19 protein-coding genes and 1 pseudogene are annotated in these 20,218 nt (G+C 73.3%); 7 read left to right on the top strand and 13 right to left on the bottom strand.

The window, feature by feature from the left end; translation table 11 throughout:
* Positions 1-11 precede the first annotated feature (11 nt).
* Both ACZ4Z2_RS35780 and ACZ4Z2_RS35775 read right to left on the bottom strand, forming a co-directional pair.
* Positions 12-608 (bottom strand): 3'-5' exonuclease, encoded by a 597-nt coding sequence (locus ACZ4Z2_RS35780; RefSeq protein WP_468081817.1) that lies wholly within the window; start codon positions 606-608, stop codon positions 12-14.
* A 76-nt stretch (positions 609-684) separates the two neighbouring features.
* A complete protein-coding gene (locus ACZ4Z2_RS35775; RefSeq protein WP_468081816.1) occupies positions 685-1,134 on the bottom strand; it encodes a MarR family winged helix-turn-helix transcriptional regulator in 450 nt (149 codons plus the stop codon).
* A 129-nt stretch (positions 1,135-1,263) separates the two neighbouring features.
* On the opposite strand from ACZ4Z2_RS35775, the gene ACZ4Z2_RS35770 reads away from it, so the two are divergent.
* The 3 genes from ACZ4Z2_RS35770 to ACZ4Z2_RS35760 all read left to right on the top strand — a co-directional run bounded on the left by ACZ4Z2_RS35770 (position 1,264) and on the right by ACZ4Z2_RS35760 (position 4,503).
* On the top strand, positions 1,264-1,911 hold the full coding sequence (locus ACZ4Z2_RS35770; RefSeq protein ID WP_468081834.1) for a maleylpyruvate isomerase family mycothiol-dependent enzyme: 648 nt from the start codon (positions 1,264-1,266) through the stop codon (positions 1,909-1,911).
* A gap of 286 nt (positions 1,912-2,197) precedes the next feature.
* Entirely contained in the window at positions 2,198-2,761 is a 564-nt protein-coding gene (locus ACZ4Z2_RS35765; RefSeq protein ID WP_468081814.1) for a snapalysin family zinc-dependent metalloprotease, read from the top strand.
* A gap of 938 nt (positions 2,762-3,699) precedes the next feature.
* Positions 3,700-4,503, top strand: a complete 804-nt coding sequence (locus tag ACZ4Z2_RS35760) for a VOC family protein (RefSeq protein ID WP_468081813.1) — start codon at positions 3,700-3,702, stop codon at positions 4,501-4,503.
* Positions 4,504-4,540: 37 nt separating this feature from the next.
* Here the strand turns inward: ACZ4Z2_RS35760 and ACZ4Z2_RS35755 are convergent, their stop codons facing one another.
* Together ACZ4Z2_RS35755 and ACZ4Z2_RS35750 are read right to left on the bottom strand one after the other, a co-directional pair.
* Positions 4,541-5,770, bottom strand: coding sequence for an MFS transporter (locus ACZ4Z2_RS35755; protein ID WP_468081812.1), 1,230 nt, complete (start codon positions 5,768-5,770; stop codon positions 4,541-4,543).
* Positions 5,771-5,875: 105 nt separating this feature from the next.
* Positions 5,876-6,865 (bottom strand): Acg family FMN-binding oxidoreductase, encoded by a 990-nt coding sequence (locus tag ACZ4Z2_RS35750; RefSeq protein ID WP_468081810.1) that lies wholly within the window; start codon positions 6,863-6,865, stop codon positions 5,876-5,878.
* A gap of 513 nt (positions 6,866-7,378) precedes the next feature.
* Between ACZ4Z2_RS35750 and ACZ4Z2_RS35745 the strand changes: the two genes are divergently transcribed.
* Positions 7,379-7,690, top strand: coding sequence for a DUF1876 domain-containing protein (locus tag ACZ4Z2_RS35745; RefSeq protein ID WP_468081809.1), 312 nt, complete (start codon positions 7,379-7,381; stop codon positions 7,688-7,690).
* 36 nt (positions 7,691-7,726) lie between these two features.
* Here the strand turns inward: ACZ4Z2_RS35745 and ACZ4Z2_RS35740 are convergent, their stop codons facing one another.
* The 5 genes from ACZ4Z2_RS35740 to ACZ4Z2_RS35720 all read right to left on the bottom strand — a co-directional run bounded on the left by ACZ4Z2_RS35740 (position 7,727) and on the right by ACZ4Z2_RS35720 (position 12,975).
* Entirely contained in the window at positions 7,727-8,083 is a 357-nt protein-coding gene (locus tag ACZ4Z2_RS35740; RefSeq protein WP_468081807.1) for an ArsR/SmtB family transcription factor, read from the bottom strand.
* Between the two features lie 313 nt (positions 8,084-8,396).
* Positions 8,397-8,822, bottom strand: a complete 426-nt coding sequence (locus ACZ4Z2_RS35735; protein ID WP_468081806.1) for an ATP-binding protein — start codon at positions 8,820-8,822, stop codon at positions 8,397-8,399.
* Positions 8,822-10,453 (bottom strand): SulP family inorganic anion transporter, encoded by a 1,632-nt coding sequence (locus tag ACZ4Z2_RS35730; protein ID WP_468081832.1) that lies wholly within the window; start codon positions 10,451-10,453, stop codon positions 8,822-8,824. The genes ACZ4Z2_RS35735 and ACZ4Z2_RS35730 overlap by 1 nt, the downstream gene beginning before the upstream one ends.
* 792 nt (positions 10,454-11,245) lie before the next feature.
* Positions 11,246-11,404, bottom strand: a complete 159-nt coding sequence (locus tag ACZ4Z2_RS35725) for a hypothetical protein (protein ID WP_468081804.1) — start codon at positions 11,402-11,404, stop codon at positions 11,246-11,248.
* Positions 11,401-12,975, bottom strand: a complete 1,575-nt coding sequence (locus ACZ4Z2_RS35720; RefSeq protein ID WP_468081803.1) for an oleate hydratase — start codon at positions 12,973-12,975, stop codon at positions 11,401-11,403. Before ACZ4Z2_RS35720 ends, ACZ4Z2_RS35725 begins: the two co-directional genes overlap by 4 nt.
* Positions 12,976-13,076: 101 nt before the next feature.
* Here ACZ4Z2_RS35720 and ACZ4Z2_RS35715 point away from each other — a divergent pair.
* Positions 13,077-13,253, top strand: a pseudogene (locus ACZ4Z2_RS35715) (carbamate kinase); the annotation flags it as partial.
* A gap of 210 nt (positions 13,254-13,463) precedes the next feature.
* On the opposite strand, the gene ACZ4Z2_RS35710 reads toward ACZ4Z2_RS35715, so the two are convergent.
* The 3 genes from ACZ4Z2_RS35710 to ACZ4Z2_RS35700 are packed head-to-tail and all read right to left on the bottom strand — an operon-like array spanning position 13,464 to position 17,909.
* A complete protein-coding gene (locus ACZ4Z2_RS35710; RefSeq protein ID WP_468081802.1) occupies positions 13,464-14,129 on the bottom strand; it encodes a CBS domain-containing protein in 666 nt (221 codons plus the stop codon).
* A 16-nt stretch (positions 14,130-14,145) separates the two neighbouring features.
* Positions 14,146-16,839: a pyruvate, phosphate dikinase gene (gene ppdK, locus ACZ4Z2_RS35705; protein ID WP_468081800.1), complete on the bottom strand. Its 2,694-nt coding sequence runs from the start codon at positions 16,837-16,839 to the stop codon at positions 14,146-14,148.
* 59 nt (positions 16,840-16,898) lie between these two features.
* Positions 16,899-17,909 (bottom strand): zinc-dependent alcohol dehydrogenase, encoded by a 1,011-nt coding sequence (locus tag ACZ4Z2_RS35700; RefSeq protein WP_468081798.1) that lies wholly within the window; start codon positions 17,907-17,909, stop codon positions 16,899-16,901.
* A 235-nt stretch (positions 17,910-18,144) separates the two neighbouring features.
* Between ACZ4Z2_RS35700 and ACZ4Z2_RS35695 the strand changes: the two genes are divergently transcribed.
* Positions 18,145-18,837 (top strand): response regulator, encoded by a 693-nt coding sequence (locus ACZ4Z2_RS35695; RefSeq protein ID WP_468081796.1) that lies wholly within the window; start codon positions 18,145-18,147, stop codon positions 18,835-18,837.
* Positions 18,838-18,990: 153 nt separating this feature from the next.
* Here ACZ4Z2_RS35695 and ACZ4Z2_RS35690 read toward each other — a convergent pair whose 3' ends face one another.
* Complete coding sequence (locus tag ACZ4Z2_RS35690) at positions 18,991-19,206, bottom strand: hypothetical protein (RefSeq protein ID WP_468081794.1); 216 nt, start codon at positions 19,204-19,206, stop codon at positions 18,991-18,993.
* A gap of 318 nt (positions 19,207-19,524) precedes the next feature.
* Between ACZ4Z2_RS35690 and ACZ4Z2_RS35685 the strand changes: the two genes are divergently transcribed.
* The gene (locus ACZ4Z2_RS35685) at positions 19,525-20,073 is read left to right on the top strand and encodes a YciI family protein (RefSeq protein WP_468081793.1); all 549 of its coding nucleotides are present in this window, start codon (positions 19,525-19,527) and stop codon (positions 20,071-20,073) included.
* Positions 20,074-20,218: the final 145 nt, after the last annotated feature.

Below are 20,218 nucleotides of genomic sequence, written 5' to 3'. Positions count from 1 at the left end.
GCACCGGGCCGTCAACACCCTTGGCCGACCGCGGTGTTCACCGGCCATGCCCCGCGGTCCAGCAGATCGAGGACGAGGCCGGCGATGTTCCACGCGTCGTCCTCTCCGCGGTGGTGGCGTCCCTCGAGAGGCAGTCCGGCCGTGCGCAGGGCGAGGGCCATGCCGGGTTTCCTGCGCAGTCCGTACGCCGCGGTGAAGACGGCTTTGGCGTTGGTGTGGGCGCGCTCGGTGGGATGGCCGAACGGGTAGGCCACCCCGTCGGCCTGACTCTGCCGGGCGAACTGCCGGCGGTCGTACTCGCCCCAGCTCGCCCAGGGCCGCTCCCCGGCTCCGTGCTCCTCGACGAGGATCCGGCATGCCTCGGCGAAGGAGACGCCCCGGTCCACCTCGGCCTGGGTCAGTCCGGTCAGTTCCGTGCAGAAGTCGCTCACCGTCGACCGGGCGGGGCGGACCAGGACACGATGCCGGGACACGCGGCGGCGCGCCGCCATGTCCACGACGGTGAGACCGATCTCGATGATCTCGTTCACGGAGCCGGGCGGCGGCTGGCCGTCCCAGCAGGTGGCTTCCACGTCGATGACGTTCAACAGGGCGGATTCTCGGCGCATGGGGTCGAGGGTAGGGATGGCATCCCCCCTCCGGCCGCTCAATTTCCGCGGGCCCGCGTCGGCACCGCACCGCTCGTCAGGGGTTCTCGCTCCACGGATCCGTGATCTCCCTCAACAGGGTCAGGGCCTCCCGCAGCTGTTTCATCCGCCGCTTGCCGAGGTGCTGCTCCCACTCCTTCTCCACCTCGGCGACGACCGCGTCGGCGACCTCCTTGGCCGCCCGGGCCTTGGCCGCGCCGCACACCAGGCGGGCGCGCTTGTCGGTGGGGTCGGGGACCCGGGTGACGTAGCCCGCCTTCTCCAACTGGTCGACGAGGAAGCCCGCCGTCTGCTTGGTGATCTGCGCCTGTTCGGCGAGTTCGGTGAGGCGGGTGCCCTGGGGGCCGATGCGCTGCATGACCCGGGCCTGGGCGGGGGTGAAGTCGTCGAAGCCCGCCTCCGCCAGTGCGGCGAACACGCGGTTCTCCAGGGCCCGGTACGGCAGGAACAGCAGGACACCTGTGCTGAGTTCGCTTTCCGCGACCACCGTCGACCCACTTCCCGACCCTTGCCGGCTCTGCTCCCGCTGTCCTCCACGGACGCCGTCGGATCCTTGACAGTGGTCAGAGCCTCTGACTACTTTAGTCAGAGAAGCTTACCACTTAAGCGGGTGATCATGGTGGGTGCGGCGCTGGACACCGAGGAGCTGTGGCGGATCGTCGACCGGGAGCGGACGACCCTGGCCGACCTGCTGGAGGGTCTGAGTCCCGGGGAGTGGGAGGCGTGCACCCGGTGCGGGGACTGGCGCGTGCGCGACGTGGCCGCCCATCTGACACTCGCGGCCAGGTTCTCCTCCCGGCAGGTCGCACGGGAGATGCTCCGGGCCCGCGGCAACTGGAACCGGATGATCCACGACTCCGCGGTGCGCGAGGCGGAACTGCCCCCCGCCGAGATCGTCGCCAACCTCCGCTCGATCGTCGGCTCGCGCCGCCTGGCCCCCACCACCACGCCCCGCGAGCCGCTCCTCGACCTCCTCGTCCACGGCCAGGACATCGCCCTCGCCCTGGGCCGGACGCGTGAGATGCCCCTGGCGGCCGCCCGTGACTCCGCCGACCGGGTGTGGACCATGCGGGTCCCGCCGCGCCCCTGGCCCCTGCCGAAGGCCAGGCTCGTCGCCACCGACATCGAGTGGACCAGGGGGGACGGCCAAGAGCTCCGCGGCCCGATCGCGGCCCTGCTCCTGCACCTCACCGGCCGCCCCGAGGCGGCCAAGGCGTACGCCGAACGCATGGGGGAGCCGTGGGCGGGGGTCGATACTCCCTGACCGACGGGGGTCTCGACTTGGTCGGGGGGAGGGGGTGTTGTGTCGGCGCTGCGGACGGCTTCGGCCCGCGGCCCGTTCGGTGACGGTCGGCGTGTCGCGCCGATCGCCGTGACGGCCGCGGGTGTTGCTCCGGCCGAGCGCCGTATCCTGCCGCGCGCCGTATCCGGCCGCGCGCCGTATCCGGCCGAGCGCCGTTCCGGATTGCCGGATTGACCCTCATCGCCACCGGGCAGTGACCTTCAGAATGTCATGAGCACGACTACCTTTCCCCACAAGGAGGTCGAACATGCACATCCGTACACTGGCCGGCGGCTTCGCGGCGGCCATGGTGGTGTCCCTGTCGCTCACGGGCGGCCAGGCCGTGGCCGCTTCCCCCACCGCGGCGGACACCTCCGCCGCCGTTCGCGTCCTCACCTACGACGCCGGCGGCTCCGCAGAGTTCAGGAGCGCGGTCGACCGGGGCGCGGCGATCTGGAACGAGAGCGTCGACGCCGTCGAACTGCGTCCGGCCGCCGCCGGGCAACGGGCGAACATCCGGGTCGTCGCCGACAACGGCTGGCCGCGCGCCCTGACCACGTCCCTGGGCAACGGAACCGTCTACATGGGACGCCAGGCCGTCGACCAGGGCTACAACACCGTGCGCATCTCCGCCCATGAACTCGGGCACATCCTGGGCCTGCCCGACCGCAAGCCCGGACCGTGCTCCAGCCTGATGTCCGGGTCCAGCGCGGGCACCGCGTGCACGAATCCGTACCCGAACGCGGCGGAGAAGGCGGAGGTCGAGGGCAACTTCGGTGGCGGGCTCACCGCACGCGCCCCGGCGGTGCGGGCGGGGGTCGTCGTGGACTGACGGCCGGCTCCTCGCCACGGGGGAGCGCCGGAACACGACCCCGGGGCAATCTCCACGGATCTCGGGGAGGTTGCCCCGGGGCGGCGAGCAGGACGCCGCCACGCCCCGCCGTCGTCCAGGACGGCGCGGACCGCGTCCGCCAGGGCCCGCGGCGCCGTGGCGCGCGTGGCGTGCACGCAGCGGTGCCAAGGGCCGAGGCTCAGCGCCTCGACGGCCGTGGAACGGCCCAGTGGGCTGTCGCTGCGGAGCGGACTCGGCGAGGGCGAGCGCGGCATCGTCCCGGCCGGCTTCCGTGAGGGCCCTGGCCAGCGCTGACACGGCGGCCTTGCGGTGGTCGTTCGAGAGCGGCGGGCGAGCGGGCTGTTCGTCCTCGGCCTTGTACATCTCCCGCAGCAGCGTCTCGGCGAGTTCCAGCACGCCGGCCCGCGCCGCGAAGGACGAGACCCAGCCCAGCGACCGGCCGCGCCGGTACCCATTGGTGATCGCCCGTGTGATGCCGGCCCCTGCGCTGAGCAGGCCGTGGCCGGCCGCACCGCAGGCCGCCTCGACGAGGGCGTCGGCCCGCGCGTCCGGGTCGCCGATGGGCCGGGCGATCCCGACGGCTGGGTCCGGCGCGTTCGACTCGGCCAAAGCCGTGCACAACTCGCGTAGGTGGTGCGGTTCTCCCAGCGCGGCGTCCTGCCGGGTGGCGTCGGACGACTCACGCGCCCACCTCGTCGCCTGCTCGCGCCGCCCCGTACGCAGGTACGCCGCGGCGACATGGGCCAGTGCCCGCGACCGCCGTCGGCCCGGGGCATGCCCGTACGACCCAGGCGTCGTCAGGCCCTCGGGTGGCCGAGCGGCGACGTACAAGCGCGCCGGATCCGCCCGGCGGTCGACGCGCGCTCTTCGGCGCCGGATGTCAGGGTGATGCGCAGGACTGGAGAAAGGGACCTGCCGTGATCAACACCGACCTCACCCCCGGTTCCCCCTGCTGGCTCGACCTCGGTGCCCCCGACGTGCGGGCCGCCGCGGCCTTCTACGCGGCGGTGCTCGGCTGGGAGTACGAGCCCATGGGGGAGGTGGAGGGGGAGGACATGGAGGGCGGCATGTTCCGCAAGGACGGCAAGGTCGTCGCCGGACTCGGCAAGCTCACCGAGGAGGGTGCCCGCTCCGCCTGGATGATCTACTACGCCGTGACCGACGCGGACGCCACGACCCGAACGGTGGAGCGTGCGGGCGGCACGGTGCGCGTGGCGCCGAGGGACCTCGGCGACTGGGGGCGGATGGCCCAGTACAACGACCCGCTGGGCGGTCAGTTCGCCGTCTGGCAGCCGGGGACCAACACCGGGTTCGAACTGGCCGATGAGCCCGGCTCGCTGTCGTGGACCGAGCTGTACACGAGCGACGCCGCGGCCGCCAAGGACTTCTACGGCGAGGTCTTCGACTGGCGGTTCGGCGAGATGCGGATGCCGGGCGGCGAGGGCACGTACACCCTCATCACGCCCGCCGGGCTTCCCGACGAGCGGATGCAGGGCGGCCTCATGGAACTGGGCACGGCGGATCTGGCGCTGGCGGACGGGCGGCCGTACTGGCACCCGGTCTTCGCGGTCGACGACTGCGACGCGGCGGTCGCCGAGGTCACCGCGAACGGCGGCAGCTTGCAGATGGGCCCGGTGGACGCGGAGGGCGTGGGCCGTCTGGCCGTCTGCCTCGACCCGTCGAACGCGGACTTCGTGGTGCTCACCCCGGCCTCCGACTGATCCCGGCGGCGCGTGCGGCGCCGCACGGCCGGCCGGCTCACCGTACGGCCCTGGCGCCGTCCAGCGGGGGCAGACGACGGATGGTGCGGCTCCAGGTCGCCCCCAGGGCGACCAGTGCCATGACGGACGCGATCGACAGCAGGGCGGCCGTCACCCCCCAGTGATCCAGGACCAGCCCCGAGGCGAGCGGCCCGACGGGGGCCACCGCGCCGCCGATGAGCGCGAGAGCGCTGATCACCCGGCCCTGCAGGTGATCGGGTGTGATGGTCATCTGGTACGTGTACAGAATCGCGTTGGCCGCCGGAGTCAGGAAGAAGGCCACCGCCAGCAGTGGTCCGAGGGTCCAGGCGGTGGGACGGACGGCCATCACGGGAACAGCCGCGGCGGCCGTCCAGAACATCGCCAGGACCACGGACGTGGGCCCGCGTCGTTGCAACCGGGGAGCGGCCAGCGCCCCCAGCAGCCCCCCGGCCCCCGCGACCGCCATCATCACGCCCACATCGGCCGGTGTGGCGCCGCTGCGCCGGGCGGCGACGAGCGCGGTGAATGTCAGCGCGGAGAACACCAGACCGAACCCCGTGGCCGTCACCAGCAGGACGCGCAGGAACCGTTGGCGCCAGGTCCAGCGCAGACCGTCGGCGATGTCGCCCAGGAGGGTGCGCGAGCGGTCCACGACGGCGGCGGGCGCGGGGCCGGCCGGGGTCCTGACGGCGAGGACGGCGGCGAAGGACAGCAGGTGGGTCAGCAGCTCCCCGGCGAGGGGAACGGTGCGTCCCAGGGTGAACAGCAGCCCGCCCAGTGGAGGCCCGGCGATCGTGGCCCCGTACTGGCGTGCCTCGTTGTGCGCGAGGGCCCGGGGCAGGTGCTCGGCGGGGACCACGCGCCGCAGCAGCGCCGTCTCCGCCGGCTCGAAGAACACCCCGCAGGCACCGCCGATCACCGCCACGCCCAGCAGCATCCGCCAGTCGAGGAACCCCAGCAGCGAACCGGTGACGGTGGCGGCGACGAGGGCGGCTCTGACTAGATGGCAGGTCAGCATGGTGCGACGCCGGTCCCACCGGTCGACCAGGGCGCCCGCGGGCAGCCGCGCCGCGAGCCCGGCGGCCATCGCGGCGGAGCCGATCAGACCGGCGTGAACGGCCGAACCGGTCAGCTCGAGCGCCAGCAGGGGATACGCGACGGAGGCGACCTGGGAGCCCAGCGTCGAAGCCAGCGTGGCGCTCCAGAGCAGGACGAAGTCACGGTTGCGGCGCAAGGGCTCACTCACGTCCGCGATTATGTACAGAATATAAAGAACGTACAACTCCCGTTGCGCGGCGCGGTGCGGGAGCGCGCGTTCACCTCGACGCGCGCGTGCCGCGTCCGCCGCGATTCAGGTGATCGTGAGTACCTCGCCCACCGGGCGCCGCGGTGTCGGCGGTCCAGACGGCCCGTAGCCGAGCCGCATGACCATCTGTACGAAACCCATCGCCGACTCCGGGTCGCGGGTGAGCCAGCGGAGTTCGGGCCGTTCGAGGGCCTGGGAGGTGAGCGAGGTGGCCAGCCCGTCGAGGGTGGCCTGGAGCAGGACGCGTTCCATGGCCTGCCCCGCCATCAGCCAGTCCCTCGGCCGGTCGTCCCGCGTACCCAGGACGGCGAGCTGGGGCGCGCTCTCGAACGCGGCGGTCGCACGGCCGGGAAGCGGCTGCCGGCCGGCGAAGTCACGGACGGGGGCCCGACCGTGGTGCTTGAGGGGACCGAAGGCGTAGTCCGGTACCCCGTCGCCCGCCGTGCGCGCCGCCTCCGTGCCTGTGCGGACCCAGCGCCTCAGCTCCTCGGCCGCCGCCGGGTCCCGCGCGTCGCGCCCCTCGGCGTCCCGGACCGAGTCCAGAAGGGTCCGCACGTGCCAGGCGTCGGGGAACGCGAGCCGGGCTCCCTCCAGCAGGGCGGCGGCACTGAGGCCGTCCCTGATGGCCTCGGGCACCGCCTCGTCCGAGAACGGCTGCCTGCTGGTGCGGCGACGGCGGATCGCCGGGTACAGCGGGGCCAGGTCGTCCTCGGCGGGGACCTGCGCGGAGAGCCGCACGACCGCGAGCAGACGCGGTTCGGAGGGATCGGGCAGCAGCTCGGTGGCGGGGGTCCAGCCCGTGTGGGCGGCGGCGACGCGCAGATTGAACAGCGCGGCGGCGCAGCCCAGATGAAGGGCCCGGGTCGTGGGGTCCGCGCCCGGCATCGAGCGGTCGAGGTCCGCGTACACGTGGAAGGCGCCGTCGGCGCGGTGGAACCGGAACCTCCAGGGCTGGGCGTTGTGCATGGACGGAGCCGCCGCGGCGTCCTCCACCAGTGCTGTGACGGTCTTCTCGTCGAGTGCGTGTACGGGCACCACAGCTGCTTCCCTCCAGTGCCGACCGGCCGGCGCGCGGATGGGTGACGTGCCTTCTCCCACTGTTCCACGCGGGTTCGGGGCCCGCGCAGCGGAGGCGGAAGTGCCCGCGCCGGCCGGTCGGCTCGACTCGTACCGTGCGCCTGCGGCGCTCACTCCCAATGTCGCCGCCGGTCCCCCTTGCGGCGTGGGCCGAAGAGGCAGACCTGCGGGTCGTTGGTCCCTCGTCGTAGCCCTCGACGACGAGTGGCCGCCGCCGGGCGGCACCCTGATGCTGGAGACGGTGGTGGCGGAGGGGAGACACAGGGACGGGCGAGGCACGGACGAGAGGCGCACGGTGGAGCGGCCGTCTCCGGCAGGGCCGCGCTGAGGGCAGCGGCGGCCCGGCAGGGCTTGTCGTCCGCGGCACGTCCCGTGAGGGCGCCCCTCCCGCCGCCCGTCCGCCGACCCGCTCGACGCATGGAGCGGGGCGACCGCGTCGGGGCGCTCCGCACGGAGAAGAGGAGGACCGTGATGGCCCATACCGCGGAATGGAGAGTCCGTCTCCATCTCTTCGAGGAGGAGGGGACCACCAAGGCGCGCGTGGTGCTGGACACCGGGACCACGGAACTCGTCGGGCACGGGGCGGCGCACCGGAGTCCCGAGGACATGGACGTGCCGGAGATCGGTGACGAGCTCGCGGCGGGCAGGGCCCTGCACGACCTCGGCCGGCAGCTGGTGCGCGTCGCCGCGCGGGACATCGAGGGCGTGGGCGCCGCCGGGACCGGGCGGAGCGACCTCCCGGAGACCGGCTGGCCCCTGCCGGATCAGCCGCCAGGAGGGTGACGCCGCCCGGGGCGCCCGTCGCTTTACGGGAGCGTGTCAGGCGGGTGGCTCTCCCGCTCCCTCTCCCTGCGCGGCCTGAAGGTCGGCCAGCAGTTCGGCCTGCCCGGCGAGGACCCCGGAGAGGATGGTCCGCGCCACCCGCAGCAGTTCGGCGACGTACGGACTCGTCAGCGAGTAGTACACCGTCGACCCTTCCTTGCGGTTCTTGACCAGGTTGGCCCGGCGCAACACCGCGAGCTGCTGGGACAGGTGGGCGGGCTCGATACCCACCTCGGGCAGCATCTCCGCGACCGCGTGCTCACGCTCGCTCAGCAGTTCCAGGACCCGGATGCGGGCCGGGTGGCCCAGCGTCTTGAAGAACTCGGCCTTCAGTTGGTACAGCGGCTTACTCATCGCGCCGGCGCCTCCTCGACGCAACGGCACGGCCTCACCGGCAGGGGCGCGGTGCGTCGCATCCACTCACTCGTCAGGAACATGCGGTCCATCCTCGCCTGCCGCGCCGACCACGCCGAACCCGCGGGATGAACCGACCCGCCGGACACGGCGATGACGAGCCCGGCAATGGCCGACATCAGCGAGCCACGCAGCCGGTGAGGCCCCACGATCGCCGAGGCGAGGGCCCTCCCAGGGCCGTCCCGGCGCGCCGGTCGCCGAGGTGATGGTCGTCCGCTGAAGCCGCAGGCACCGCCGACCGCCTCCACCGCGCTCACAGGGGCAGGGTGATCCATATGCTCTTGCCGTTCCCGTCGGTGTCCGGGTCGATGACGGCGGTGCCGCCCAGCCCGAGCGTCAGTTCCATGACGGTGGCCAGTCCTCCGGTGCCCTGGCCCGCGAGCGCGCCGTTCAGCGGAGGCCGGTACGGGTGGCTGTCGTGGACGGCCAGGGCCAGCCGGTCCCTGCTCGCCCCGTAGATCACGGTCAGCTGCGGCGAGAGCAGCGCGGCGTGCCGGACGCTGTTGGCGACCAGCTCGCCGAGGATCAGCAGGGCCGGGTCCACGGTGGGGTGCCGCAGCCCCACACCCCACTCGATCAGGGCCAACTCCGCTGTCTCCCGGGCCAGACGCACGGCGGCCGGCATGGCCGGGAGCGTGAGCACGTGCCGGAGCGGCAGCGCGTCCAGTCGCGTGGTCATCACCGCGACGTCCTTCCGTCGACGCTGCCCGCGGGCAGGATCCCGGCCGTCTCCAGGTGGCGGCGGGCGGCGCGGATCGCCTCCGGGGTGGTGGCGTACTCGCGGCCCTCGTGCCGCAGCGGCTCCAGCGCGCCGACGGAGTCCAGGACCTGGCGCTGCCCGGAGCGGATCCCCGAGGCCAGGACGAGGACGCCGCGCCGCGTCAGCCTCTCCACGGCGTCCCTCAGCACGAGGGCACCCGTGGCGTCCATCGTGGACACGCGGGACATGCGCAGGATGACGACCCGTACGTCCGCCACCTCGGTCAGCTCCAGCAGGAAGCGGTGCGCGGCGGCGAAGAAGAGCGGCCCGTCGATGCGGTACGCGACGATGTGCTCGGCGAGCAGGGCGTGCTCCTCGGCGCTGTGGTCGCCCCGGTCGAGCGGCACCCGGTCCAGTCGGGCCTGCTTGGCCACGGCCCGCAGGGCGAGCGCCCCCGCCACCGCCAGGCCGATGATCACCGCGTAGACGAGGTCCAGGGCGAGGGTCGCCACCGCGGTGAGAACGAGGATCAGCGCGTCCGAGCGGGTCGCGCGGGCCATCGCCCGGAGCGAGCCGACCTCGACCATGCGGACCGCGGTGGCCAGCAGCACACCGGCGAGGGCCGCGAGCGGGATCGTCGCGACCAGGGGTGCCGCGGCGAACACGATCACGGCGAGGACGGCGGCATGGGTCAGGGCCGCCAGGCGGGAACCGGCGCCCGTACGGACGTTGACGGCGGTCCGGGCTATCGCCCCTGTCGCGGGCACCCCGCCGAACAGGGGCGCCGCGAGATTGGCCAGTCCCTGGCCGAACAGCTCACGGTCGGGGTCGTGCCGCCGCCCCACCGTCATTCCGTCCGCTACCGAGGCGGACAACAGGGACTCCAGGGCCGCGAGCGCCGCCACGGCCACGGCCGGGGCCAGCAGCGAGCCGAGCGCGCCGGGGTCGAGGAAGCCGAGCGAGGGCGCGGGCAGTCCCGACGGCAGGTCCCCGATGGGCGCCGCGTCCAGGTCCGCGACCCGGGCGACGACGGTGGCCGCGACGACGGCGACGAGGGAGAACGGGACGGTCGGCCGCAGCCGGGCGCCCACCAGCATGATCGCGGCGACCGACCCGGCGAGGCCGACGGCCGTCCAGTCCGGGTTCCCCACGAACGCCTCGACGGCCCGCCAGGCCACCACGAGCACGCGGTCGCCCTCGGGCGCGGGCACACCGAGCGCCTGGGGCACCTGCTGGAGCCCGATGACGCAGGCGATGCCGAGGGTGAAGCCCTCCACGACCGGCGCCGGTACGTACCGCATGCAGCTCCCGGCCCGTGCCGCGGCCAGCGCCACGAGCATGAGGCCGGCCATCAGCCCGACGGTGAGCACTCCGGTCGTCCCGTACTCGCCGACGATCGGCACCAGCACCACGGTCATCGCCCCGGTCGGCCCCGACACCTGGAGGTCGGACCCGCCGAACACGGCGGCGAGCGCACCGGCCACCACGGCGGTCGCCAGTCCCGCCTCGGCACCGAGACCCGAGGCGACACCGAAGCCGAGCGCGAGCGGCAGGGCCACGACCGCCACGGTGAGACCGGCGAGCAGGTCCCGCCGGGGAGAGCGCCCCATGGCCGCCAGGTCGGCACGGGCGGGCAGCAGTCCGGTGAGCCGTGCCGCGGCAGCCCGGCCGGCACCCACACCGGTCACGCGGCACCCTCGCCCGGGGCTACGGCTACGGCCTGGAACAGCGGAACGGACACGACCCCTCGGCTTCCTTGCGGCGCCCCGTCCGGGAGCGGCCCACACGTGCGGTGCCCGGCGGACACGGGCGCGGCACCACAGCATCTAGTGAATTGCTAAATTTTGCAATTCAGCAGGTGAGGTGCAGGTGCGGGTGGTGCGGGTGGTGCGGGGTGTGCGTCGGGGGCGACACCCTGCCGAGGGCTGCCGGCCGGTCAGTGCCGTACGGCGACGCAAGCACGGCCGGTGGACGGGCAGGCGGGGCGCGGCACGGGAAGGGCCCCATCCGCTTCTCGCGGATCCTGATTGCGCGGTGCGCGACCTCGCGGGCCGCTTCTCCGCGTCTCTCCCAAGGGGCCCTTCCCGTCGCATTCAGGACAACACGCCGACGGGGAACGCGCCAGGATCGAACGTCCCCTCGGGGGATGTCACTTCTTCCGGGAAGCCGAGGTCACTCACCAGCCGTTTCCGCATGGCTCTCGCCCCCTCGACGCTTGCGTTCGCTCCCTCCGGTCTCCGCCGCCGTCGGGGACGCCCCAGGAGCCCTTCGGCCCCGGCCCGCCCTGGAAACGTCCTCTTGTCAACGGGGCGAGAGACCGGTCCGGATGTCGACGACCCCTCCACCGCCCGCACGGCGCGGGCCAGGCAGGGCGTCCGCGTGCACCGCCACGGCCGGGGCGCTCATCCGCGCGACGCGGCGGCGGCCTGCTTGAGCGGCTGGAGGACGGTCGCGGACGTCGCCGTGCTCCTCCTCGTCGTCGACCCGTGGAGGGCGGCGGCGGCCTCGGCGGTCGGGCCGGGGGAGCCCGGCGTCCTGGCGGCGACCAGCGGTCCGGTCACCGCCGGTGCACGTGCTCCAGCGCGGCGGCCAGTACGTGCGGGTCGTGGTGGCCCTTGTAGACGGCGGGCGGCTGCCGGTCGAGGCGGAGGAGGCGTGCCACGGCGGTCCACGCGGTCCGTACGGAGTACTCGACGGTGAAGGCGGCGTCGGCGGGTACCTCGGCGAACTGCCCGATGAACGCGAGGTTGACCGACCCCCGGGGCACCACCTCCGGCCGGTCGTCGCGTCGGCGGGCCAGGAACTGGCTGGTGGCGTACGGCATCAGGCACGGTACGACGGTGGAGGTCGCCAGGACACGCGCGGCCACGGCCTCGTCGGGACGCAGATGGTGCAGGACCTCTTCGAGGATCTCCCGGCCGGAGCACATCGTCATCGGCTTCGGCGTCCCGTTGCCGGCCCGGCCCGGGTGCAGGGCGTAAGCCCACCAGACCCCGACGTCCTCGGGCTGGTCGGGGCGGACCGGCCGGTCGTCCGCGACGATCGTGAGCAGCCACCCGGAGCCGGTGAACGTCATTGGGCCGCCGTGGTCCGTCCCGTGCCCGGCGAACTTCGCCAGCGCGTCCCGGAACGCCCCGGGGTCCTCGGTGGTGACGGTGAACGTCCCCACACGCGACTCCTTGACCCGCTTGTCGAACGCGTCCGGGTTGCCGAAGTCGTCGCGGCCCCGCGCCAGCCGGTGCCAGAGCAGCCAGGCGTCCGAGCGGGGATGCGGCGGGGGCGGCGGCGCGGTGTGCGAGCCGACGCAGGCGGAGTCGGCCATGGACCCGTTGGTCACGAGGACCAGGTCCTCCGGCGCCACCGCGACCCTCTCGTCCCGTCCGTGCCGGAAGACGGACAGGGCCGTGACGGTGATGTCCCGGTGGCCCGGAGCGAAAGTCAGGTCCGTGACCCGGCATCCCGTGTGGACGGTCACCCCGCGTTCGAGCAGCCAGGCCGTCAGGGGCCGTACGACCGAGTCGTACGGGTGGTAACGGGTGCGGTGCACGCCCGACAGGTTCCCGAGTCGCGGGAGCAGATGGAGGAACCGCTTGAGGTGGCGGCGGAACTCGATGGCGCTGTGCCAGGGCTGGAGGGCGAACGTGCTGCACCACAGGAACCAGAAGGCCGTGGTGAAGAAGTGCTCGCCGAAGCAGTCGCTGATCCGCCTGCCGTCCAGATGCGCCTCGGGGGTCGCGAGACAGCGGGCCAGGTCCAGTCGGTCGCGCTCGGAGAAGCCCGTCGAGCGCGTGTCGAGGACCCTCCCGTCCCCGTCGACGAGGCGCGCGAGACCGTCCCCGGTGAACCGCTCGTGCTCGGCGAGGATCTCCCGCGTCACCGACACCGACGGGTCGTCGAGCGAGGGGATGCCGGAGAGCAGGTCGTACGTGCACCGGTACTCGGCCTCGAACACCCGCCCGCCCCGCAGGCAGTAGCCGGTGTCCGCGGTGCCGTCGGCGTCCAGACCGCCGCCGATCCGCCGCTGCTCCTCGAACAGATGGATGTCCGAGCCGTCGAACCCGCCGTCGCGGATCAGGAACGCCGCCGCGGCGAGCGCGGCGATACCGCCGCCCACCAGATACGCCTTCGCCATCACACAACTCCTCGTGCCCGCCCGCCAGTCGGTGACGGAGCACCCCCAGCTTCCCGTGTGCCGCCCACGCCGTCATGGGGCCATTGGTCACTCGGTGGACGCGGGCCGACTTCCTGTTCATCCTCACCGACGTCCCCTGCGTCTTCACCGGCTACGGCACCCGGGACGCGCGTCCCCTCGTCGACGCCCCCCGGCAACTGCGCCGCGGGCCCAAGGCAGAGGCCGGGGCGACGGTCGTCGAACGCACCGGAGGGCCGGCAGCCATCGGTGCGCTCGACCCCTGAGCCACTGAGCCCCTGACGCCCGCAGGACCAGACGCCCGCAGGGCCTGACGACAGGGACGTTCGGCCCGCTTCCCGGGCCGTGCAGCCTCTCCGGCGGGTGCCGAGGACGCGGGACATTGAAGACGCAACGGGCCCCGGACCCGGTTCGTTTCCCCTCATCGCCGACGCCGACTCGTCCTGTCCTGTGTCCCGTCCCGGCGAGGGTCACCGGACCCGGCGAGCGCCCATCGGGCGGGGTTCGACGGGGCCGGCGTCGTCCACGCGGAACGTCAGCGCGCTCACCACGCCGACCACCCCGTCCACCCGCCACGTCAGCCGGATCGCGGCGGGGATGTCGCTGCGCCGCTCCAGTCGGCCCTCCAGCCTCACCACGCCGTCCCGGACCGACGCGGTGACGGTCCCGGGCGGCAGGCCCAGCGCACGGGGCAGGACCTCGTCGGTCACGTCCCGGCGGATCTCCTCGTCCGTGCGCAGGAACACCCGCAGCAGGTCCCGCCGGGTGGCGATGCCGATCAGTCGGTCCTCCTCGTCCACCACGGGCAGCCGGTCGACGCGATGCCGCTCCATGACGCGCGCGGCGTCCGCCACGCGTTGCTCCGGGTGCACCGTGACGGCGGGCGACGACATCAGATCCCCGGCGGTCACCGCCTCGGCCACGACCGGCGCCCGGCCCCGAGGGGCCCCCGCCGCCGGTCGGCGGACCAGATCGGTCCCGGAGACCACGCCCACGACCTTGTCGTCGTGGTCCACCACGGGCAGACCGCCGATGCGGTACCGGTCCAGCAGCCGGGCCACCTCCTCGAACGACGTGTCCCGGCGCGCCGCGACCACCTCACGGGTCATCACCTCACCGACGACGGTGCGCGTCATCACGCCCACTCCCTCCTCACCGGCTGTCGCCGCCGTCCGTCCCCGGCAGCGCGGCCCGCCCGGCCTCAAGTCGGGCGACCGGGACCCGGAAGGGGGAACAGGAGACGTAGTCGAGGCCGGCGGTGTGGAAGAAGTGCACCGACTCGGGGTCGCCTCCGTGCTCACCGCAGACGCCGATCTTCAGGTCCGGGCGCACCGCGCGGCCCTCCGCCACGGCGATCTCGACCAGCCGGCCCACGCCCTCACGGTCGATCGTCTCGAACGGGGACACCTTGAAGATGCCTTTGTCGAGGTAGGCGGAGAAGAACTCCGCCTCGACGTCGTCACGGGAGAAGCCCCAGGTGGTCTGGGTCAGGTCGTTGGTGCCGAAGGAGAAGAACCGCGCCTCCTCGGCGATCCTGCCCGCGGTGAGCGCGGCCCTCGGCAGCTCGATCATCGTGCCGACCGGGCAGGAGACGGCGACGCCCGACCGCTCGGCGACCTCCGCCAGGACCCGCTCCACCTCCTCGCGCACGATCCGCAGTTCCTCGACGGTGTCGACGAGCGGCACCATGATCTCCGCCCGGGGGTCGCCGCCCGCCCGCTTGCGCTCCACGACCGCCTCGGCGATCGCCCGTACCTGCATCGCGACCAGCCCCGGCGCGACCAGGCCCAGGCGGACGCCGCGCAGGCCGAGCATGGGGTTCTCCTCGTGCATGCGGTTCACCGCGTCCAGCAGCTCCGCGTCGTGCGCGCTGGGCGGACTGCCCTGCGCCTCGGCGGCCGCCAGCCGGACGGCCAGCTCGGTGCGGTCGGGCAGGAACTCGTGCAGCGGCGGGTCGAGGAGCCGGATGGTGACCGGCAGCCCGTCCATCGCCTCCAGGATGCCGACGAAGTCCCGGCGTTGCAGCGGCAGCAGCGCGTCCAGCGCCCGTGCGCGATCGGTGTCCGTGGCGGCGAGGATCATCGCCTCGACCAGCTGTCTGCGGTCCCCTAGGAACATGTGCTCGGTACGGCACAGCCCGATGCCCTCGGCGCCGAACCGCCGGGCCCGCGCGGCGTCCTCGGGCGTGTCGGCGTTCGCCCGCACACCCAACCGCCGCACCCCGTCCGCCTGCCGCATGGCCCGGGCCACGGCGGCCACCAGCCCCGTCGGCTCCTCGTCCCGCCCGCCGGTCTCGAAGTACCGCATGACCGCCGAGTCCACGAGTGGGGCCGCACCCGGGTACACGGCCCCCTCGGACCCGTCGACGGAGATGACGGTGCCCTCCTCGACGGTGGTACCGCCCGCGGTGAAGCGGCGCCCCCGCGGGTCCACCGTGATCTCCTCCGCGCCGCACACGCAGACCTTGCCCATGCCGCGCGCCACCACGGCCGCATGGCTGGTCTTGCCGCCCCGGCTGGTCAGCACGGCCTGGGCCGCGACCATGCCCGGCAGGTCGTCGGGGGTCGTCTCCTGACGTACGAGGACGACCTTCTCCCCGGCCGCGGCACGCCGTACCGCCTCGGCGGAGTCGAAGACGGCCGCGCCCACGGCGGCGCCCGGCGAGGCCGGGATGCCGTGGGCGAGGGCGTCTCCGACGGCAGCGGTGTCGAAGCGGGGGAACATCAGCCGCGCCAGCCCGCTCCCGCCGACCCGCGTCAGCGCCTCGTCCTCGCTGATCAGCCCCTCCTCGACCAGCTGGCCCGCGATGGCGAACGCCGCCTCCGCCGTCCGCTTGCCGACCCGGGTCTGGAGCATCCACAGGGTGCCGCGCTCGATGGTGAACTCGATGTCGCACAGATCCCGGTAGTGGGTCTCCAGGGTGCGCATGAGGTCCCGCAGCCGAGCGAACGACTCCGGGTCCATACGGCCCAGCTCGTCCAGCGGGACGGTGTTGCGGATGCCGGCCACGACGTCCTCGCCCTGCGCGTTCGGCAGGTAGTCGCCGTACAGGCCCGGCCGGCCGGTGGCCGGGTCGCGGGTGAAGGCGACCCCGCTGCCGGAGTCGGCGCCGAGGTTGCCGAACACCATGGTCTGCACGGTGACGGCCGTGCCCAGGTCGTCGGGGATGTGCTCGCGGCGGCGGTAGATCCGGGCGCGCTCGCCGTTCCAGGACTCGAAGACCGCGAGGACGGCCCGGCTCAGCTGCTCCGCGGGCGACTGGGGGAAGTACTCGCCCGTCCGGTCGCGGATCAGCTCCTTGTACGCCTCGACCAGCTCGGCCAGGTCGGCCGCGTCCAGTCCCAGGTCGTCGACGGCCCCACGGCGCTCCTTGAGCCGGGCCATGACGTCCTCGAACAGCGCGCCGTCGACCCCCATCACCGTACTGCCGAACATCTGTACGAGACGGCGGTAGGAGTCCCAGGCGAAGCGCTCGTTCCCGGACACCTTCGCCAGGCCCAGCACGGACTCGTCGTTCAGCCCGACGTCGAGGATCGTCTCCATCATGCCGGGCATGGAGAAACGGGCCCCCGAGCGGACCGACAGCAGCAGGGGGTCGGCGGGCTCGCCCAGCCGCCGTCCCGCCGCTTCCTCCAGGGCGGACAGGTGCTCGGAGATCTCGCGGGCCAGACCGTCCGGCGCGGAGCCGGTGGCCAGGTAGGCCCGGCATGCCTCCGTGGTGACGGTGAAGCCGGGTGGCACCGGCAGGCCCATCCGGGTCATCTCGGCGAGGTTGGCGCCCTTGCCGCCGAGGAGACCGGCCATGTCCCGGCCGCCCTCGGCGAACTCGTACACATAACGGACCATGGCGTCGCGCTCCTTCGTCCGGCTTCCGGGGGAGGGGGGGGCATGTCGATGCGGCGGGGTCACATCTCGAAGACGATGCGCGCCTTGACGTGACCGTCGAGTACCTCGGCGATCGCGTCGTTGACCGTCTCCAGCGGGCGGGTCTCGTAGATCACCTTTGTGCGTCCGGCCGCGTGCAGCCGGAACACCTCGTCCAGGTCCTGGCGGGTACCCACGATCGAACCGGTCACCGACGTGCCGCCGAGGACCGTGTCGAAGATCGGCACCCGGATGGTGCCGCCGGCGGGCAGGGCCACCATGACGAGCTTGCCGCCGCGCCTGAGCCCGCCGTACACCGAGGCGAAGGCGCCCTCGTCGACGGCGAGGGCGATCGCCGCGTGGGCGCCCCCGTGCCGCTTGAGCACCTCGGCCGGGTCCTCCTTGCGGGCGTCGATCAGGATGTCGGCCCCCAGCTCACGGGCGAGGTCCAGTTTGTCGTCGGTGACGTCGATCGCGGCGACGGTCGCTCCGGCGATCTTCGCGTACTGCACGGCGAGGTGGCCGAGACCGCCGATCCCGGAGACCGCCACCACCTGCGTGGGGCGCACCTCGGCGACCTTCACGGCCTTGTACGTGGTGACGCCGGCGCAGGTCAGCGGCGCCGCGTCGCGCGGGTCGATGCCGTCGGGCACGGAGGCCGCGAAGTCGGCGGAGGCGAGCATCTTCTCCGCGTGGCCGCCGTCCACGCCGTAGCCGGTGTTCCGCTGCCGCTCGCACAGCGTCTCCCAGCCGGACAGGCAGTGCTCGCACCGCCCGCAGGCCCAGCCCAGCCAGGGCACGGCCACCCGCTGCCCGACCTCCAGGTGGGTGACCCCGTCGCCGAGCGCCTCGACGACGCCGACGGCCTCGTGGCCGGGGACGAACGGCAGCGTGGGCCTGACCGGCCAGTCGCCGTGCGCGGCGTGGATGTCGGTGTGGCACAGCCCGGACGCCTCCACCCGGATACGGACCTGGCCGGGGCCGGGCTGCGGATCGGGCCGCTCCTCGATCACCAAGGGCCGGCCGAACGACGTGACCACTGCTGCCTTCATGGAATGCTCCCGAACTCCGTCGACGCGATGCCGTTCCAGGCTCGGTCCGGCGCGCGGACGGCGGCAGGTGCTGGACGTCCTCGCGGGTGGGGCCGACCGGCCCCCTCGGGGTCCGATAGGGCCTTCCGGCCCTGGCCCTTCGGCCCGGGATCACGGAGGATCGGCGGTGGACAGTGGCCGGCCGCCCCATGGCGGTCCGGCGTGGGATCGACGCGGAGCGAGCGAGGAGCATTCGATGGCGGACGGCGAGCGGCCCGGACCCGACAACCCGATCCGGGTGTTCCTGCTGGACGACCACGAGGTGGTACGGCGCGGAGTGCACGACCTGCTGAACGACGAGCCGGACATCACCGTGGTCGGCGAGGCCGCCAACGTCGAGCAGGCCCTGGTTCGGGTCCCCGCGCTGCGCCCCCACGTGGCGGTGCTGGACGTGCGCCTCCCGGACGGCGACGGCGTGAGCGTGTGCCGGGAGCTGCGCTCGAGCATGCCGGAGCTGGCCTGCCTGATGCTGACCTCGTTCGACGACGAGGAGGCCCTGCTGGACTCGATCATGGCGGGCGCGTCCGGGTATGTGCTGAAGCAGATCCAGGGCTCCGACCTGGTGTCCGCCGTGCGCACGGTGGCCGCCGGCCAGTCCCTGCTCGACCCCAGCGCGACCGCCCGGCTGATGGCGCGGCTGCGGCAGGGCCAGGAACCGGAGACCGAGCCCGACGCCCTGCCGGGCCTGACCGACCGGGAGCGGGAGATCCTTGCCCTGATCGGCGAGGGGCTCACCAACCGCCAGATCGGCCAGCGGCTCTACCTCGCCGAGAAGACGGTCAAGAACCACATCTCCCGGCTGCTCGCGAAGCTGGGCGTGGAGCGCAGGGTCCAGGCCGCCGTCATCGCGACCCAGGCCCAGGACCGGCTCAAGCCGAACACCCGCTGACTCCCGTGGGGCGGGGCGCGCCACCCCGACGGCCCGCCCCGCCCCACCGCTGTCACTCCGAGACAGGCATGACCAGCGTCTCGGTGAAGTCGACGGCGCCTTCACGCCGGTAGAAGCGCTGGGCGCCGTCGTTGCCCGCCATGGCCGAGATCTTCATGACCTCGACACCCGCCTCGGCGAGCCGCCGCGAGCAGTTGCCTGTCCCACTCCGGCGCCGCGGGCCTCGTCATCGACGACGAGGGTTTCCAGGACGCCCACCTGGTTGCCCCACTGCCATGACCCAGCGGCGTGGACGACACGCACCACCGCATAGCCGAGCAGCCGCACCCCGCCCCGCCCGACCAGTACGGCGGCGTGCGGCTCCCGCATCCAGGCGAGGTACTTGCCCCCGGCGCAGCCGCCGCGAGTCCCCGGGCGGGCGAACCGCGCCCAGAGCCGCGAGGTGCGGAGCCGCCCGGCTGCGGTGAACCAGGAGCTGCCCCCAGAGGCGCTCCGGACAGTCCACCTCCGAGGCGGCCAGGACGTCGATCACGGGATGCACGCCGCGCAGCCCAACCGCGCGGGCCGTTCCCGTCCGGGGCGGGCCACAGCTCCGCGTGCACCGGCGTGAACTCGAAGGGGTACTCGACATCGCCTCGCCCGCGAAAGTCGGTTGAGGCGCCGTGGGATGTCGGCGAAGGTCTGCCCATGGAGTTCCTCTGCTACCACCGAGACCGGCCCGGCTCCCTCCCCCTGCGTGAAGAACTGGGGGAAGCGCACTGGGCCTACATGGACCAGTACGAGAAGGAGCTGATCGCCCGCGGCCCGACCTTCGCCGAGGACGGCGAGACGCCCACCGGGAGCGTCCACATCGTCGACCTGCCGGATGCCGCGGCCGCCCGCGCGTTCGCCTTCGACGAACCCACATACCAGGCCGGCGCCTACCGGGACGTCCTGCTGCGCCGGTGGCGCAATCTGCTGGGGCGCACCATGTGGGAGTTCCCCGGCGGCCGGAGCGGCGGCAACCGGTACCTGGTCCTCGGCCTCGGCTCCGGCCTGCCCGCCGACCTCACTGTGCCGTCCGACCACGAGGAGCTGATCGCGTACGGGCCGCTGCTGTCCGACGACGGCGCGACCTGGCTGGGCACGGCCGTCCTGCTCAGGGCCCCGGACGCGGACGCGGCCCGCGCCGTCCTGACGGGGGACCGGTACGCCGACATCGAGGTCCACGACTGGGAGTTCGGCGGACGTCGGTGAACCGGAAGTCCGTCACACGGGCGGCCGGGTGAGTCCCCTGGGAGAAACGGGGGGTGCCTCTATGTCCTTCGTCAAGCGAGTCGAGGGCTCCTCGGCTCGTAGAAGGTTCCGTCGCGGAGCATGGCGAACAGGACGCTGATGCGGT

It is taken from the genome of Streptomyces sp. NPDC030183, assembly GCF_055573455.1.
The sequence above is the reverse complement of the archived record's forward strand: the minus strand, read 5'-3'. Positions and strand labels throughout refer to the sequence as shown.